Annotated in this window: 13 protein-coding genes and 1 tRNA gene; 6 read left to right on the top strand and 8 right to left on the bottom strand. The window is 44.8% G+C overall.

Going from position 1 to position 16,599, the window contains the following annotated elements; all coding sequences use genetic code 11:
* Positions 1-35: 35 nt before the first annotated feature.
* Positions 36-1,151, bottom strand: coding sequence for an aspartate-semialdehyde dehydrogenase (gene asd / locus ACYJZR_RS04950; protein ID WP_005479551.1), 1,116 nt, complete (start codon positions 1,149-1,151; stop codon positions 36-38).
* Positions 1,152-1,585: 434 nt separating this feature from the next.
* On the opposite strand from asd, the gene nhaC reads away from it, so the two are divergent.
* Entirely contained in the window at positions 1,586-3,019 is a 1,434-nt protein-coding gene (gene nhaC, locus ACYJZR_RS04945) for a Na+/H+ antiporter NhaC (RefSeq protein WP_406966003.1), read from the top strand.
* 87 nt (positions 3,020-3,106) lie between these two features.
* On the opposite strand, the gene ACYJZR_RS04940 is transcribed toward nhaC, so the two are convergent.
* From ACYJZR_RS04940 to yejK, 3 genes are all read right to left on the bottom strand, one after another.
* Positions 3,107-4,270, bottom strand: coding sequence for a hypothetical protein (locus ACYJZR_RS04940; RefSeq protein WP_021449865.1), 1,164 nt, complete (start codon positions 4,268-4,270; stop codon positions 3,107-3,109).
* Between the two features lie 108 nt (positions 4,271-4,378).
* A complete protein-coding gene (locus ACYJZR_RS04935) occupies positions 4,379-5,569 on the bottom strand; it encodes an Hpt domain-containing protein (protein ID WP_021449866.1) in 1,191 nt (396 codons plus the stop codon).
* Between the two features lie 207 nt (positions 5,570-5,776).
* The gene (gene yejK / locus ACYJZR_RS04930; protein ID WP_017447825.1) at positions 5,777-6,775 is read right to left on the bottom strand and encodes a nucleoid-associated protein YejK; all 999 of its coding nucleotides are present in this window, start codon (positions 6,773-6,775) and stop codon (positions 5,777-5,779) included.
* A gap of 85 nt (positions 6,776-6,860) precedes the next feature.
* Between yejK and ACYJZR_RS04925 the strand changes: the two genes are divergently transcribed.
* The 3 genes from ACYJZR_RS04925 to ACYJZR_RS04915 all read left to right on the top strand — a co-directional run bounded on the left by ACYJZR_RS04925 (position 6,861) and on the right by ACYJZR_RS04915 (position 9,164).
* Positions 6,861-7,088 (top strand): YejL family protein, encoded by a 228-nt coding sequence (locus ACYJZR_RS04925; RefSeq protein ID WP_005461743.1) that lies wholly within the window; start codon positions 6,861-6,863, stop codon positions 7,086-7,088.
* 23 nt (positions 7,089-7,111) lie between these two features.
* On the top strand, positions 7,112-8,920 hold the full coding sequence (locus ACYJZR_RS04920; protein WP_140282825.1) for a DUF3413 domain-containing protein: 1,809 nt from the start codon (positions 7,112-7,114) through the stop codon (positions 8,918-8,920).
* A 153-nt stretch (positions 8,921-9,073) separates the two neighbouring features.
* Positions 9,074-9,164 (top strand) — tRNA-Ser (locus ACYJZR_RS04915).
* Positions 9,165-9,332: 168 nt separating this feature from the next.
* On the opposite strand, the gene ACYJZR_RS04910 is transcribed toward ACYJZR_RS04915, so the two are convergent.
* Positions 9,333-10,241, bottom strand: a complete 909-nt coding sequence (locus ACYJZR_RS04910) for a histone deacetylase family protein (RefSeq protein WP_193288470.1) — start codon at positions 10,239-10,241, stop codon at positions 9,333-9,335.
* 268 nt (positions 10,242-10,509) lie between these two features.
* On the opposite strand from ACYJZR_RS04910, the gene ACYJZR_RS04905 reads away from it, so the two are divergent.
* Positions 10,510-11,199, top strand: a complete 690-nt coding sequence (locus ACYJZR_RS04905) for an SDR family oxidoreductase (protein ID WP_193288471.1) — start codon at positions 10,510-10,512, stop codon at positions 11,197-11,199.
* 121 nt (positions 11,200-11,320) lie between these two features.
* A complete protein-coding gene (locus ACYJZR_RS04900) occupies positions 11,321-11,527 on the top strand; it encodes a hypothetical protein (RefSeq protein WP_005461782.1) in 207 nt (68 codons plus the stop codon).
* 50 nt (positions 11,528-11,577) lie between these two features.
* Here ACYJZR_RS04900 and ACYJZR_RS04895 read toward each other — a convergent pair whose 3' ends face one another.
* The 3 genes from ACYJZR_RS04895 to ACYJZR_RS04885 form a co-directional block, all read right to left on the bottom strand.
* The gene (locus tag ACYJZR_RS04895) at positions 11,578-13,542 is read right to left on the bottom strand and encodes a DNA topoisomerase III (protein WP_406966008.1); all 1,965 of its coding nucleotides are present in this window, start codon (positions 13,540-13,542) and stop codon (positions 11,578-11,580) included.
* Positions 13,543-13,649: 107 nt separating this feature from the next.
* Positions 13,650-14,198 carry an NAD(P)H nitroreductase gene (locus ACYJZR_RS04890; protein ID WP_005461733.1) on the bottom strand — a complete coding sequence of 183 codons (549 nt, stop codon included), beginning with the start codon at positions 14,196-14,198 and terminating at the stop codon, positions 13,650-13,652.
* Positions 14,199-14,377: 179 nt separating this feature from the next.
* Entirely contained in the window at positions 14,378-16,390 is a 2,013-nt protein-coding gene (locus tag ACYJZR_RS04885; RefSeq protein ID WP_172403953.1) for an NADPH-dependent 2,4-dienoyl-CoA reductase, read from the bottom strand.
* Between the last annotated feature and the right edge of the window lie 209 nt (positions 16,391-16,599).

Genomic DNA, 16,599 nt, shown 5'->3' with positions numbered 1-16,599 from the left:
CTAAAATAGGAGCTCTTTTTACGAAGTTTTGTCGATTACGCTTTTTCAGAAAGGATAATACGAAGCGTACGACGCAGTGGCTCGGCAGCACCCCAAAGTAATTGGTCACCAACAGTGAACGCGTTTAGGAAATCATCACCCATTGCCATCTTGCGTAGACGACCAACAGGAACTGACATAGTGCCGGTGACCTTCGCTGGCGTTAGCTCTTGAGCCGTGATGTCACGATCGTTTGGAATCACCTTCACCCAGTCATTGTGAGTTGCAATGATTTCTTCGATTTCATCCATCGGCACATTTTGCTTAAGCTTAATAGTTAATGCTTGAGAGTGACAACGCATCGCACCGATACGCACACATGTACCATCGATAGGAACTGGAGCGCCTTGAGAACCAAGGATCTTGTTCGCTTCAACACCCGCTTTCCACTCTTCTTTGCTCTGACCATTATCGCGCTTCACATCGATCCACGGGATCAACGAGCCAGCTAGTGGTACGCCGAACTTGTCGGTAGGGAATGACGCGCTGCGCATTGTGTCTGCAACTTTCTTGTCAATATCAAGAATTGAGCTTGCTGGATTTGCCAGTTCTGAACTTACTGCATCGTTGATAACGCCCATTTGAGAGATCAACTCACGCATGTTTTGCGCGCCAGCGCCAGAAGCGGCTTGGTAAGTCATCGCACTGGTCCATTCCACCAACCCTTTTTCAAACAGGCCACCAAGACCCATCAGCATCAGGCTAACGGTACAGTTACCACCTACAAAGGTGTTCGTGCCGCCATGAATACCATGTTGAATTTGTTTTAGGTTCACAGGGTCTAGCGTGATGATCGAATCTTCCGCCATACGCAGTGTTGAAGCTGCATCAATCCAGTAACCTTTCCAGCCTGCTTGACGAAGTGCTGGGTACACTTTTTCAGTGTAGCTGCCACCTTGACACGTAATGATCGCATCAAGCTGTTTTAAACTTTCGATATCAAAGGCATCTTGAAGCATACCTGCATCTTTTCCTAGATTAGGCGCAGGGATACCTACTTGAGAAGTGCTGTAGAAAACTGGTTCAATCAAGTCAAAGTCTTTTTCTTCGACCATACGCTGCATTAGAACCGAACCGACCATGCCGCGCCAACCAACTAAACCTACTCTCATCGCATAACTCTCCATGTAATAAATTAAACCTACCCCATAGTTCATTTTTCGCAGAAAAATCTCAAGCCCTAATTTGTAAATGAGGTCAATTTTTACCCTTTTACCGAGAAAATTCACGTTAGCCGTAATTTCGAACTATTTGTGCTGCCTTTACTCCTCGATTAACAAGTAGGGAAATCCCCTACTCCGAGCGTATTGGTCTTACCACTCAGTGAGAAAACAACAACTGAAGCACAATAAATTCACATCACACAACATTTAAATACATAGATTTTAAAATTAATTGGCAGTTAATTTTACAAGCAAACGTTTTAGCCGACGAACATCAAGATAAAACACCAAATATTCGAAATATAATTTTTGTTAATGTATGTTATGCGCCATTACAACAAGGAGCGCCTTCCTCTATTGCTCCAAGATTGACAGAGGCACATATGAAGCAAGTTACAACACGCCTTCCTAGCTTGATACAGGTATTTATCTCGCTAGGTTTATTTCTACTTCTGGCATTTTCCTTTACTGCCAAGCTAGACCTGCCAATTCAGCTCGCGCTGTACATCGGCTGGTTTATCATCATGCTATTGGGTCTTAAACTTGGTCATCAGTACAAAGACTTAGAAAAAGCCGCGCTAAACGGTATTTCTAATGGTCTGGGTGCAGTATTGATTCTCCTTGCCGTTGGTGCACTTGTCGGCACTTGGATTTCAGGCGGAATCGTACCAACCATCATCTACTACGGTCTTAAAGCCATCCACCCTTCTATCTTTTTGCTAGCAACAATGATCATCTGTTCATTGACCGCGTTGGCAACCGGCACATCTTGGGGTGCAGCAGGTACCGCAGGTATCGCAATGATGGGGATTGGCCAAGGTCTTGGCGTTCCTGCCCCAATTACAGCGGGTGCAGTACTTTCAGGTTGTTACTTCGGTGACAAGATGTCGCCTCTATCAGATTCAGTGATTCTTGCTTCATCAATGTCTAACGTTGAAGTGATGGAGCACATCAAAGGCATGCTGCCTATCGCGCTGATCAGCTACGTGATCACTGGCATTATGTTTACTGCTTTTGGTTTCCACTACGCAGGTCAAGTAGACATGAGCCAAGTGGCCTCAGTGATTAAAGCGATGGAACAGCAGTTCTACATCACGCCTTACTCATTTGTTCCGGTGATCATCGTATTGTCACTTCTAGCAATGCGTATGCCTTCATTCCCAGTGATCAGTTTTGGTTCTCTGCTAGGTATTATTTGGGCAGTAATGATTCAAGATGTGGACTTCCTGACTGCGTTCAACACTGCTTGGGCTCCGTTTGCAATCTCATCTGGCGTAGATTTCATCGACTCGATTCTTAACCGTGGCGGCATGTCTTCAATGCTTGGTTCGGTAGCGGTTATCGTGTTCGGCCTTGGTTTTGGTGGCCTGCTAGACAAAGTGGGCGTGCTTGAAACTATCGCGAAACTGTTTGAAAAACGCGTTCAAAGCGCAGGTTCACTGGCAACAAGCACAATCGGTACGGCCTTTATGGGTAACGTATTTGGTTCGGCGATGTACGTTTCACTTATCCTGACACCAAAAATCTGTGCGAAGAATTACGACCGTCTAGGCTACAAACGTAAGAACTTATCTCGTAACGCAGAATTTGGTGGCACGCTAACATCAGGTATGGTTCCTTGGAGTGACAACGGTATCTACATGGCAAGTATTTTGGGTGTTGCTACGCTGTCTTACGCCCCATTCATGTGGCTAAGCTTTGTATGTATTATTGTGACTATCTTCACGTCTTACATGGGTTGGTTTGTTGATAAATGCGAACCAACAGCAGAAGCAGTTGAACAAGCTGAAGGCGAATTAAAGCAGCAAACGGCTTAACTTCGCAGAGTTAGGAAGAACCTCCCTTCCGAATGAAAGACAAAGAAAAGAGCGCATTCGCGCTCTTTTTTGTATCTAAACTACACGTTAGCTTTGTTTTACTTTTGTTTTCACCGCCGCTCGCTTGCCAAGCACATAACCTAAACCAAGCGGAGCGAAGAATATCGCAGCAATGAACAGAATAAAGTAGACAATTGTGCTCTTCACTAATTCTATCAACTTGGTCATGGCGAGATTCACAACCTCTTGAGACACTCTATCCATATCCTGAGCAAACTTCTCACGTTCATGAGTGATGATCAGAGCGATCTCTTGGCGCTCTCTTGCCACCATTTCTTCTAATGCTTGTCGCTCTTCACCTAACTGAGACAAACGCGCTTCGGTTTTTTGATCAATGTCGTCCACTAAAGGCTGCAGTTCAACCGCCATTTGTTCAGCCAAATAACGCATATACTCAGGGTTGTTATCGATGAAATCTCTCATTGAGTCAGCAGTCACTTGCAGACTGTTCAAAGCGGCATTAACCTTCTCAATACTTGCCGAACTGTTCAACGCTAATAACTGCGCCTTCCAAGTCATGATCTTTGGCGTTTGTTCAGAGACCAAACTCAATCTATCGGATACATCTCCCAGTGCTTCCGGCATCGTACCCAACGTTGTTACCGCGTCTTCCTCACTGATTTGATTGGCTTCTAACCAAGCACGGTAAGCTGGCGTTCTAATCATGCTTAAATCAGCGAACGGATACTGTTTAACAAAGTCAGCAACAAAGAGCTTCGTTTTATCGTAAACCTCTTTTTTCAACAGTGATTGAGCGAGCTGGTCTACCTCGTTGGCTAAGTGTGCCGAAACTTGTTTGGCTTCATCCGTAGCAAAAATGTCACGGCCAGCGCCCGTTGCATAAAACTGGTTCATTTGATGAGTGAACACCCACGTATCAATCAATGCAGCCATTGGTGAGACTTGATATGCTGCAGCTTGCAAGCCTTCTTCTGCATTGATCTTCCACAGCAGGACGTAAGACTGGTTCACTTTATCATTGGGGTCATACTGCTCTTGAAGCACATCGGCGGCTTGCTCAACTTGAGCAAAAAATTGAAGTGCATATTCGCGCGTTAAAATGCGCATATTAAGCTCTTGCTTGGTGAGAGGAACGGTCTGGCTGTCAATTTTCACTTCTAACAGGGAACACCCTGAAAGAGTGGTAACCAACCACAAAACCATTAGTGACGATATTCGACGAATGGACATGAAGCTACCTTTATCAAATTGTATAGAACAGGAATTAAGCGGAACCCAAGTGTAGGTTCGAACGCGCCTTTAATACCTCAACCGCCAACATTTTAAGTCAGAGGAATATCAATCTGTTAGCACTTCTCGTATCTTTTCACTGTTGAGAACTTTCTCTGCGAAAAGTGTTGTTTGTTGTAATACATCCCTTAATTGACAGAGCTTATTATCCGGTACCTCTTTGCCCTGTTTTATCAATAATTCTATCTCACCTGAGATGTAATGCAGGGGCATTGCACCTAAACTTCCTGACACCCCTTTCAGGCTGTGCGCCGCGCGCTGTGCGTTGTCTATATCTTCGTTTAGAAGTTTATGTAATTTAGAACCATCTTCAGCATGATCTTGAATAAAGACCTCGAGCAACATTCGGACAGCGCCTTCATCGCCAGAAAGCGAATCCAGCATTCTGTTTATATCGATAAACGGTTCTTGCGGAGCCAGCAATTCTTGTCGCGAATCAGGGGTTAGCTCTTGCGTTTTATTCGCTTGAGCATCACTTGCCAACTCACGCGCTTTGTTCTCGTGTTCTAAAGAACTGGATGCGTTTTCAGTTTGAGAAACGGCAGGATCTGATGAACTTGAATTCGCCACCGCATTTTTAGAGAAGACAGCCCATGAGACCAACGCCAACAGGCAACCGCTCACGACAATGAGCCAAAAGATGAAAGAAACCAGTTTTTGTTCGAGCGTAGCCTTCATCGACACCAACTGATTAGGAAAATCTGGCTTTAATAACTGATTCGCCAAATAACTGCCCTGCGCATTCGCCGCAAGAACACTTGAGGTTTGTGCGAGTCGACGTTGAAATGCAGAACGCTCCCCTGTCGACAGTGAATCCGATTCGATGAACAGTAAATCCAGTTCGCGATAGGTATCCGTATTGGTGTTGGAATCGCTAAAAATCGATTCAAGAACCAAGGCTCCCAAGCGGTAATACATGTTTTCAATTTGCTGCGAGTTGTTTTCCGCACCTCGGCTGATGTGCAGTTGCTCCGCCAACGATACCAACTCGCCATCACTACCAATAAAAGCGCGCGCACTTTCCAAAAATCGGTCAGTTGAATAAAGCAATTGCGTGACGTCTGGCCCATTCGCATCAGAAACTTCACTTTCTAATTGAAGGCGAACCGCGTACACAAGCTGAAGTTTGAGTGAGACTTGATCGACATGCTTAACTCGATACGGCAACTCAAAATTAAAGAAGTTACGTACTTCCTCAACTTTACTGCCGAGTTCATTCAATGTGGAAAGCGTTTGCATCGTCTGCTTTGCTTGAAACCAAAGAGTTGCAGAAAATACACACCACAAAATGAATAAGAACCAAATAATCCGCTTAATCCCTGCTCTTAATTGATGCAACGCTCAGTCCTCATATAATCCATTAATTACAAGCATATACCATGTTCTGAGCTCTGGCTGTGCTTGCTTCACATAAAAAAAGAGAGCCTAGGGCTCTCTTCATAAGAATTAGTTACGACTTAACTGATCTTTCAAGTTTGGCGGTGTCCCTTTGATCGTCAGCGTATCTGTTTCTGGGTCGTAGAAAATACGCTCGCCCAATAACAAGCTGTCAAAGCTGATATTTAAACCACCGCCAGCACCCACATATTTAGTCAGCTTACGAACCGTTGAGCGATCACCAGGGAATGATTCTTCAAGCTCGTAACCTTGCTCTTTGGTGAAGTCCATAAAGCTCGTACCATCTTGGCTTGGCGGTAACTCACCAGAAAGTTCAGAAATTTGAACCTCTTCGCCAGATTTGATCTGCTCGTTACAGTAGTTATAGACCTGCTTTTTGTACTCGTTAACTTCTTGCTTTTCCAACTTAGAATCCGCACAGAAGTCATCCACCGCTTGCATCAACACAAGGTTTTGCTGTTTCGTGTCTAAGCCAATATCGGCTTGCAGAAAATCAAGGAAGAAGTCAGCGACTTTACGACCAACACGCCCTTTGATGTATTGTAGGTAACGGTTAGATTCTTTATCCGTCTCGTAACTCGAAAGGTCAATGCGCGCCGCGATGTCCATCTTCGTGATATCGAGGTAGTCCGTCGCGCTGATGTCCAAACCCTCAGTCACTTTCAGGCTTTGGTTCATCGGCAAGATACCAATGAAAAGATAATCTGTTGCTAAACTTTGGTACTCAGCAAAAACCAAAATGCCTTCATCCGCAAATGGGTACTTAATCAGTTCTTCTTTCAGGCGATTTGCACTAATTTGTGAGAAGTCGTAAAAATCTCGCTCTCCTTTGCGCATTTCTTGAAGCCAAAATTGAAATTCGCTGTCTGACTGGAAAGAGCCAAAACCTTTACCAGCTTTAGAATGGAATACTCGATGGAGCTCTGCGACGAGATTTTCAGTTGAAGCATCGTTTTCTAGTGATGCTGAACGAAGTTTAACAACCAGTTCGTCCTGATCGTTTTTGCACAGTTGATGCAGAATAACGTTTGAAAGATGAAGGCTCATAGTGATTTTATCTTGCTACAAGGTTTTAGTTGATGGGCATTGTAGGTTATCATAAGCCGCTTTTACTATCATTATTAGAGTCTTTATGCCGATTACATCTAAATATACTGACGAACAAGTAGAGAAAATTCTTGCTGAAGTCGCTTTGGTTCTTGAAAAACATGCCGCTTCTCCTGAATTGACGCTAATGATTGCCGGAAATATCGCAACGAATGTCTTAAATCAACGTGTTGCAGCTTCACAACGCAAACTGATTGCTGAAAAATTTGCTCAGGCGCTGATGTCTTCATTAGAAACACCAAAAACACATTAATAACGGATAAATAGAACACATACATGGTAGACAGCGGAAACTCATACGGCGAACGTGTATCTCGACTGGTTGGTTGGGGTCATTGGTTTGCATTCTTCAACATCGTAGCTTCGATGTTGATAGGCACACGCTACATTGTTCAGTCGCCTTGGCCCGAGACGTTGCTGGGTCAGTTCTATCTTGCGGTTTCGTGGGTTGGCCATTTTGGCTTCCTTGTTTTCGCTCTCTACTTATTGGTTCTGTTCCCGTTGACGTTTGTCCTGCCATCACGGAAGTTATTCCGTTTGGTGGCAGTGATCTTTGCCACTGTTGGACAAACAATCTTATTGATTGATACCCAGGCGTACCAATCAATAAACCTGCACCTAACCCCTGTGGTTTGGGAGCTGTTATTCAGCGATGATAAAAGTGCGTTAAGCTCGGATCTACAACACCTGTTTGTTGTGATGCCGCTGATATTCCTTGTTCAGCTCGCCTTATCAGAATGGGTTTGGCGTAAACAGCGCAAACTGTCTCACAAACACGTTGGTCGTCCACTGGCTGCCGTGTTCTTTTTGAGCTTTATGACCAGCCATTTGGTCTACATTTGGGCTGATGCCTATTTCTATAATCCGATCACGAGCCAACGCTCAAACTTCCCGCTTTCTTACCCAATGACGGCGAAAAGCTTTATGGAAAAACATGGTCTGCTTGACCGTGAAGAGTACCTAAAACGCTTAGCGGAGAATGAAAATAACGTTGAACTGGTGAACTACCCACTAGAAAAACTTGAATTCAGCCGCCGTGTAAACAAGTTGAACGTGTTGATGATCAGCGTAAATAACCTTCGTGCCGACGCGCTGAATCAAGAAGAAATGCCAAACCTCTACGAGTTTGCACAGCAAAACCAAAACTTCCGTAAACACTACAGCTCAAGCAATGACACCTACGGTGCATTTGGCTTGTTCTATGGTTTACCAACGAGTTACGCCTCTAGCATCAAGGCACAAGGTGCCTCGCCTGTACTTCTTGATGTACTTAAAGATCAAGGCTACAACTTCGGTTTGTTTAGCGGCAGTGGTTTTGAAGATGACCTTTATTCAGAAATCGTCTTCCGAGGTGTAAACCTAGCTGAAAAACTGGATGGTACTCAAGCCCATACCGATAAACAATCTATCGCCGATTGGAACATGTGGCTAACGGAAAAAGCGAACCAGCCTTGGTTCAGCTACATCGAAGTTACTACGGTAGATAATTTTGAATCTATCCCGTCGAACTCGAAAGAAGATATGTCGGCGAGTGAACGCTTCAAAAATGCTTATGAGTTTGCCGTAAAATCTGCGGATGACAAAGTCGGCGGTATTATCAAAACACTTGAAGACGCTCAATTATTGGCAAACACCGTTGTTATCGTCACTTCCAACCATGGCAGTGAGTTTAACGAAACCAATACCAATAGCTGGGGCGCAAACAGTAACTACAGTCGTTACCAATTGCAGGTGCCTATGGTAATCCATTGGCCTGGTATGATGGCTGGTGAGTTTAATCACAGCACGAGCCATTTAGACCTTTCAGTTACGCTACTGCAAGATATGCTTGGTGTATCGTCCAATCCATACGATTACAGCAGTGGTCGTAACTTATTTGACGAAAGCCGTCGCCGTTGGATTCTTGCTGGTGATACTCGAGAACTTGCTCTCATCACAAATAACCAAACTACCGTGATCGATAAGTTCGGGAACTACAAGCTATACGATGAGAACTACAAACGCATGCGTGATGAAACGCCTAAACTGCCGGTTCTTATGCAAGGCTTAACCGAGTTACAGCGTTTTTACTCTAAAAGTGAATAGTTGAACACTCAAAGTTGATAGAAAAGCTCTCCAAACGGAGGGCTTTTTGTTTATTTAAGCAACAAATAACACAAAATCGAACAGGAAACACTCAAACGAATAATTTAGGGGTTTACAAGGTTTTCAAAGCCTTATATTATTCGCGTCAACAACGGAGAGATGGCTGAGTGGTTGAAAGCACCGGTCTTGAAAACCGGCATACGTTAATAGCGTATCTAGGGTTCAAATCCCTATCTCTCCGCCACATTTAGAAAAAGCCCGCTAAGAAATTAGTGGGCTTTTTCGTATATTCAGATTTGAAAGGACTTGGACAAATCCCTCCTTGAATACAAGCCCAACACTCCGCCACATTTAGCAAAAGACCACTAATAAGTTAGTGATCTTTGTTCTGCCTAATTACCTTCTTCAACTATCAAGAGGCAAAGACTTCTGTCGCCGCTTTTATTAACTGCATGTGAATAGGTACAAGGTCTGCGTGGTTTGTTCTATATCCACCACCCACAACGGCGGCAACAGGAATCCCTCTGTTTTTCATCAGTTGAAAAAGAAACCGATCACGCTCAAAAATTGCTTGAGTCGATACGTCAAAGTAACCAAGCTCATCATCTTGATGAATATCTACCCCAGCGTCGTAAATCACCATATCTGGACGATGGAGATTCAACGCCATCTCGACCACCTCTTTAAACGTCATCAAAAATGTTTCATCGTCTGTTCCTTTTGCTAACGGAACATCCAAATCAGACTGTGGTTTTCTCGCAGGAAAGTTTTTATCGCAATGAAAAGAGAGCGTCACGATGTCCGGCTCTTCTTGGCATAAGGTGGCGGTTCCATCACCATGATGAACATCACTATCAATAATTAAAATCTTATCAACGTGCTCGTTATCCAACATGTGTTTAGCCGCAATCACTAAATCGTTGAACAAACAGAATCCGCTACCAAAATCTTTGTGCGCATGGTGGTAACCACCACTTAAGTGCAGTGCGATACCGTGCTCAAACGCTTTTTCGGCTGTCAGAAGCGTACCAGCCGCTGACGTCAGTGTTCGATTGATCAGAGCTTCACTCCAAGGAAAGCCTATTCGACGCATTTTAGCTGCTGGCATATTACCTTGTGCCAGTAAGTCAACATACTCCGCATCATGCACGCGCTTGATCGCTTCAATTGACAGAGCTTGTGGTTCAAAAAACTGTACCCACTCAGCTTGCACATCGCGACGTACCTCTTCATAGAGATATTGATACTTCATGATTGGGTAACGGTGCCCTTCAGGCAATTCAAGTTTTGAGTATATAGGGTGGTATATCAGTGGCAACATGAGACATTCTTTTCATACAACGTTGTGAAATATTACCAACTACAAAGGTTGAATAGAAATCAATTTAATTGATAATGATTTTCATTAAAATTAAATTTCATACTCCAACGATGAAGAAAACGACATTTACGGTCCTAGGCGCTTTTTTGGTTCCTTCTGTGCTATCTCTGTATTTATATCCCTGTTGTTTAGTGCATGGTGGTTAGTTGATTTTGTCGCACTCAGCTAACACAATAGTTCGATAACGTGTCTTACCAGAGAGTTAAAAATGGCCCATAGTGTTTTTATCACAGGCGCAAATCGTGGTATTGGTTTGAGTCTGACTGAACTTTATCTTGAACTCGGGTGGAACGTCCACGCCACTAGCCGTAACGTTATAGACAGTGACGAACTGCAAGCTTTGAGAGCACGTTACTCCTCTTTGATCTTGCATGAACTGGATGTTACTGATCTCCCACAAATTGCGTTACTTGCTCAGAGCCTGCCACCTATCGATCTTTTGATTAACAACGCTGGTTACTACGGCCCTAAAGGTTATGGGTTTGGAAACACCGATGTGGATGAATGGCGTAAAGTACTTGAGATTAATACGATAGCGCCACTTAAACTGGTCGAAACGCTCTATCCACAACTGCAACAAGGACAGTTGAAAAAAATCGCCTGCATCTCTTCAAAAGTCGGGAGTATGACGGAGAATACATCGGGTGGCGGCTATATTTATCGCTCGTCAAAGGCGGCACTCAATTCCGTAGTCAAAAGCTTAAGCAATGACTTAACGCCTGACGGTTTTACTGTCCTTGCTTTGCACCCTGGTTGGGTACGCACCACAATGGGTGGGCCAAATGCACTTATAGATGCAGAGACATCAGCTCAAGGGCTGGCACAAGTTATTGACCAAAGCACCGTTGAACACTCTGGTCAATTCATCAATTACGACGGAACTTCGCTTCCTTGGTAAGTATTTTATGAAAAGATGAGAGGTAGGTTAGCTTTATGCTTTCTACTTCTCTGACAACCTTGAATTTCTGCGTTTCCTTTCCAGACTTAGTAAGACTATCAAACAAATAAGGAGAGTGAGCATGGCTGCGGATAGAGATCTGGTGAATTTTAGTGAAGATCACGAACTCAACTACTGCTTAAGAAGCGCAGGGAAACGTCAGACACAAGCGAATCGCGATGCGTTGGTCGATTTAGGTAAGCAAGTCAAACAAGTCTCGGGCAAACGAGTTCTTACGCAAGATGATGTAAGAGGTGCCATTCAAAATCACGGAGATCTGTTTGAGTAACACCACCACAAACAACAAGCAAAAGCGGCGCTATCATGCGCCGCTTTTGTTTAAGAGTTCTTTCGCTTTGAGGCTCCCGCTTTCGATGCCCCACTCTTTGGGTAGCTTCGCTTTTTACGCTTGAACGCCGGACGTTCGACTTTAGGTAAGTGGCGCAGAGAATCCGGTATTGGCCCCGATTTTACTTGGCTCATCAACCCATCAATACGCTGTTCAAGTGCCTGCATGAAAGGTTGATAAGCTTGATTTCTTTCTGCCATCCCCTGAAGTTGGTGCTCCCAATGAGCGGTCATGTCAGGATACGTCGCATCTTGTGGTAATGCGTTGATTAACCCTCGTCCAGCTTGCGAGCTGAGTATGGATTTACCTTGCCTTGTCAATAACTGACGCTTAAAGAGCGTATCCAAAATACCCGCACGAGTCGCTTCCGTACCTAATCCATCTGTGTCGCGCAGAATTTTTTTCAACTCTTTATCGGCAACATAACGAGCAATTCCCGTCATCGCTTGCAGCAGAGTGGCTTCAGTAAAGTGTTTTGGTGGCTCAGTTTTTCGGTCTTTAATTTCACCTTCACGACATGTTAACACCGTGCCTTCACTTAACGGTGGCACCGCATCAATACCTTCGTCTTCTTTATCCGTTTTTCCCATCAGTGCTTTCCACCCCGGCGAAACAAGTTGACGGCCTTTAGCGATGAAAATGCCACCAGCGATGTCGAATACCAATTTCGCTTCGGCATAGACAGCCGCAGGATAAAACTGCATTAAATATTGGCGCGCAACGAGCTGATACACTCTCATTTCGTTGCCAGACAGCGCATTAACGTTGGCTTGCTTAGGCGTTGGAATGATGGCGTGGTGAGCATCGACTTTTTTGTCATTCCACGCTTTCGACTTAATCGATAAATCGGCACCATTCACTGCACTTTGCAGTTCTTTGGCGTTGTTTGCAATAGCGGATGTAACCGTTCCAGCTTGAGAATAATGCTCCAACGGCAAGTAGCGACAATCAGAACGCGGATAAGTGATCAGTTTGTGCTTTTCGTATAGTGCCTGACAAGTATCTAGCACCTGCTGCGCACTCATGCCATAACGCTTTGCTGCATCAATCTGCAAAGCAGACAATGAATATGGCAATGGTGCAGATTGCTTGGTTTGCTTCTGCTCTGATTCCTTCACTATCGCTGGCTGGTTCGCGATCCGATTAGCGACGTTTTCGACTAACTTGCGATTTAATACTCGCCCTTCTTCATCCTGCCATGGTTTGCAAGCCTCACTGGGCTTCCAGCGTGCGCGAATATCAAACGCCCCATTTTGGTCTTGATACGGGATCAATGCGTGCAGCGTGAAGTAATCTTTCGGAACAAAGTTTTCAATTTCTTCATCTCGACGGACGACAAGCCCTAGAACCGGAGTTTGCACACGCCCAACCGAGAGCACACCTTGGTAGCCAGCCTTTTGTCCCAGCAAGGTATAAGCGCGAGACATATTCATTCCATACAACCAATCCGCCCGTGAGCGCGCGAGAGCGGAAACAGACAGAGGAATAAAATCACGATTACTGCGCATTGAGTTTAGTGCGCGCTTCACCGCAGGTAAGTTCAAGTCAGAAATCAGCAAACGCTGTGTCGCTTCTTTCTTAGTTTTGGAAAGCTTGCAGTAGTCGAGAACCTCATCAACTAACAACTGCCCTTCACGGTCTGGGTCTCCCGCATGAATCACTTCAGTTGCTTCTTTGAGCAATTTACGAATCACGGTTAACTGCTTACTGGCACTTTTTCTCGGTCTAAGTTGCCATTGCTGAGGAACAATCGGCAGATCGGCCATGTTCCATTTTTTGTAGCGTTCATCGTAAGCGTCTGGCTCAACTTGCTCTAGCAAATGACCAATACACCACGTCACCACATCACCATTTCCACAACGGATAAAGCCTTGGTCTTTCTTTTGGGGATTAGGTAAAGCAGCCGCAATAGCACGACCTAGACTGGGTTTTTCAGCAATAAACAGACGAGACATAAGGATTTGGAAATCAAAATAATTAGGGCCACATTATCGAATGTAGCCCTAAGAAATCAAGGAAAAACTGTATAAATGAACAGTAATCGTTATCTAGGTATGTGTATTTATTGAAATTCAACAAACTTAGACAAATCGCGCTCTGGCACTTTCATTGGAGTACAACCTGGTGTACCAAGGTATAGAAATCCAACAATTTCATCTTCACCTTCTAGGCCAAATGCTTGATGTACCTCAGGGTGGAACATCCATTTACCTGAACGCCAAAAACCTTGGAAACCTTGCGCAACCGCCGCCATTTGCATTGCTTGAACAGCGCAGCCCGCAGAAAGATATTGTTCCAATGCAGGGACTTTCTCATGCTCGGTTACTTTCGCGATCACGGTAATGACCATTGGGGCACGAAACGGCGCATTTTTCACTTTTTCGATCACGGCTTCATCACTATGGTCTGCAATCGCGGCTTTCACCAAAATATCTGATAGCTTCTTCAAACCATCACCTTGAGCAATCACAAAACGCCAAGGGGTTAAGCCCGCATGGTCAGGAGCACGAAGACCTGCACGAATAATATTCTCCAACGCTTTGCCCTCTGGTGCTGGCGCAGATAATTTGGCGATAGAGCGACGGTTAAGCAAAAGATCGAGAGCTTCCATGAGCGAGTCCTTATTGAATCTAACTGTTATTTTCTTTGCTGCTCACTTTAGCATAATCCTCTCACTCGAATAACAATCTGTTTTTTAGGGATTATCGTGATAATTCACACAAACCGAGAGTGACAGAAACAAAAAAGCTGCGCATCACACGCAGCTTTTGGGTCATATCAAGCTCGATGTTATAGCTTCACAGCAAGTTTTACGCCTTGGCGAATTGCGCGCACTGCATCCAACTCACCGGCATGATCAGCGCCACCGATGATATGCAGTTTTTCACCAAGTTCAGACCACTTGTCTTCAAACGGACGTACTGATTCCTGTCCCGCACAAATAACGACTTTATCAGCCTCTACAAGCTGCGCTTTACCATCTATATGAATGTGTAAACCGTTGTCATCAATTTTGTCATAAGACACGCCACCAAGCAGATGCACTCCGCGTTTTTCTAATGTGCGTTTATGGATCCACCCTGTCGTTTTACCCGGTCCTTTACCAACACGACCTTTGCGACGTTGAAGCACCCACACTTCTTTGTCACTCACCGCGTCTGGGTAAGGATACAATCCACCTGGTTGCGACATTTCTTTATCAATGCCCCATTCATGCAGCCAATCATCCAACGTTTGCCCTGCTGGCTCGGTAATCATTGTTGCAACATCAACACCAATACCACCAGCACCAACAATGGCGACTTTTTCACCGACAGGCGTTTTGTCACGAATCAGCGTTTGGTAATCCACCACTTTTTCTGCATTATCAATACCTTCGATATTGACCTTACGCGGTTCAACACCAGAAGCCATCACAACCTCATCGTACTCTGTCAGCAAATCGTAGTTCGCTTCCGTAGACAAATGCAGATTTACACCCGTTTCATCAATTCGGTTGGCAAAGTAGCGAATCGTTTCTCTGAATTCTTCTTTACCTGGGATTTGCATCGCTAAGCGGAATTGCCCACCAATTCGGTCGTTCTTTTCAAACAGATCAACTTTATGACCACGTTCAGCTAAAGTCGTCGCACAAGCTAAACCAGCAGGGCCTGCGCCTACAACGGCAATATTTTTCTTCTTGAACGTTGGTTCAACCACAATTTCTGTTTCGTAACAGGCAAGTGGATTAACGAGACAGCTGGCGCGCTTACCTTTAAATACGTTGTCCAGACACGCTTGATTGCAGCCGATACAAGTATTAATAAGCTGCGCTTTCTCTTGTTCTGCCTTCGCGACAAAGTATGGATCCGCCAAGAACGGGCGAGCCATTGACACCATATCCGCCTGACCAGAAGCAAGGATTCGCTCTGCTTCATCAGGAGTGTTAATTCGATTACAGGTGACGATTGGCACAGAAACGTGCGGTTTCACCTTCTCGGTTACCCATGTAAATGCACCGCGAGGTACTTGCGTTGCAATGGTCGGAATACGTGCTTCATGCCAACCAATACCAGTGTTGATAATGGTGACGCCCGCGTCTTCCAATCCTTTGGCTAATTCAATCACATCTTCGAACGTGCTGCCCTGCTCGACGAGATCCAGCATCGAAAGACGGAAAATGATGATGAACTTCTCACCCACCGCTTTACGCACAGCTTTCACTATCTCCAACGGGAAGCGCATGCGTTTTTTGTAACTGCCGCCCCAATCGTCATATCGCATATTGGTGCGCTTACAAAGGAATTGATTGATTAAATAACCTTCTGAGCCCATTAATTCCACGCCGTCATAACCGGCAAGTTGAGCGAGTTCAGCGCTGTTGGCAAATGCATCGATGGTCTTTTTGATCTGACGCTCGCTCATTTCACTCGGCGCAAACTTCGCGATCGGCGCTTTAATGCCAGAGGCGCTCTGCGCAAACGGGTGCATCGCGTAACGCCCAGCATGTAAAATCTGTAGTGCAATTTTGCCACCATGCTTGTGCACCGCATCGGTAACTACTCGGTGCGCCTTTGCGTGTTTTGGCTTACTAAACTCCGCACTTAACGGGTGCAGACGACCGCGTAAATTCGGTGAAAAACCGCCGGTCACGATAAGCCCGACGCCACCTTTCGCGCGCTCTTCATAAAACGCGGCGAGCTTTTGCAATCCTTCCTTGTGCTCTTCTAGACCTGTGTGCATTGATCCCATCAGGACTCGGTTTCGTAATTGTGTAAAACCTAGGTCCAGTGGTTTTAATAAATTAGGGTACATGGCAGACATCACTAAACATCCATTTTTATTATCATGGTCTGACCAGACTACGTCCGGAAAACCAAAAAATCAAACAGGCGTTTACATTTTTGTAACACCGATCAATCTCGCGCGAAAATATGCCAATTGTTGAGTGAGCGTGATAAGCTAAAAAAATGTTATCTTTTGAGATCTTAGAGATAAGAACCCATACTTTGTAAGATTAGGGAAAGACTATC

The sequence above is a fragment of the Vibrio sp. RC2502 genome, from assembly GCF_054850435.1.
This window is presented reverse-complemented; position numbering and strand designations above follow the sequence as displayed.

Bases quoted from the DNA above. Each gene is read 5' to 3' on its own strand.
- asd (WP_005479551.1), bottom strand. From the start codon at position 1,151: ATGAGAGTAGGTTTAGTTGGTTGGCGCGGCATGGTCGGTTCGGTTCTA.
- nhaC (WP_406966003.1), top strand. From the start codon at position 1,586: ATGAAGCAAGTTACAACACGCCTTCCTAGCTTGATACAGGTATTTATC.
- ACYJZR_RS04940 (WP_021449865.1), bottom strand. From the start codon at position 4,270: ATGTCCATTCGTCGAATATCGTCACTAATGGTTTTGTGGTTGGTTACC.
- ACYJZR_RS04935 (WP_021449866.1), bottom strand. From the start codon at position 5,569: ATGCAAACGCTTTCCACATTGAATGAACTCGGCAGTAAAGTTGAGGAA.
- yejK (WP_017447825.1), bottom strand. From the start codon at position 6,775: ATGAGCCTTCATCTTTCAAACGTTATTCTGCATCAACTGTGCAAAAAC.
- ACYJZR_RS04925 (WP_005461743.1), top strand. From the start codon at position 6,861: ATGCCGATTACATCTAAATATACTGACGAACAAGTAGAGAAAATTCTT.
- ACYJZR_RS04920 (WP_140282825.1), top strand. From the start codon at position 7,112: ATGGTAGACAGCGGAAACTCATACGGCGAACGTGTATCTCGACTGGTT.
- ACYJZR_RS04910 (WP_193288470.1), bottom strand. From the start codon at position 10,241: ATGTTGCCACTGATATACCACCCTATATACTCAAAACTTGAATTGCCT.
- ACYJZR_RS04905 (WP_193288471.1), top strand. From the start codon at position 10,510: ATGGCCCATAGTGTTTTTATCACAGGCGCAAATCGTGGTATTGGTTTG.
- ACYJZR_RS04900 (WP_005461782.1), top strand. From the start codon at position 11,321: ATGGCTGCGGATAGAGATCTGGTGAATTTTAGTGAAGATCACGAACTC.
- ACYJZR_RS04895 (WP_406966008.1), bottom strand. From the start codon at position 13,542: ATGTCTCGTCTGTTTATTGCTGAAAAACCCAGTCTAGGTCGTGCTATT.
- ACYJZR_RS04890 (WP_005461733.1), bottom strand. From the start codon at position 14,198: ATGGAAGCTCTCGATCTTTTGCTTAACCGTCGCTCTATCGCCAAATTA.
- ACYJZR_RS04885 (WP_172403953.1), bottom strand. From the start codon at position 16,390: ATGTCTGCCATGTACCCTAATTTATTAAAACCACTGGACCTAGGTTTT.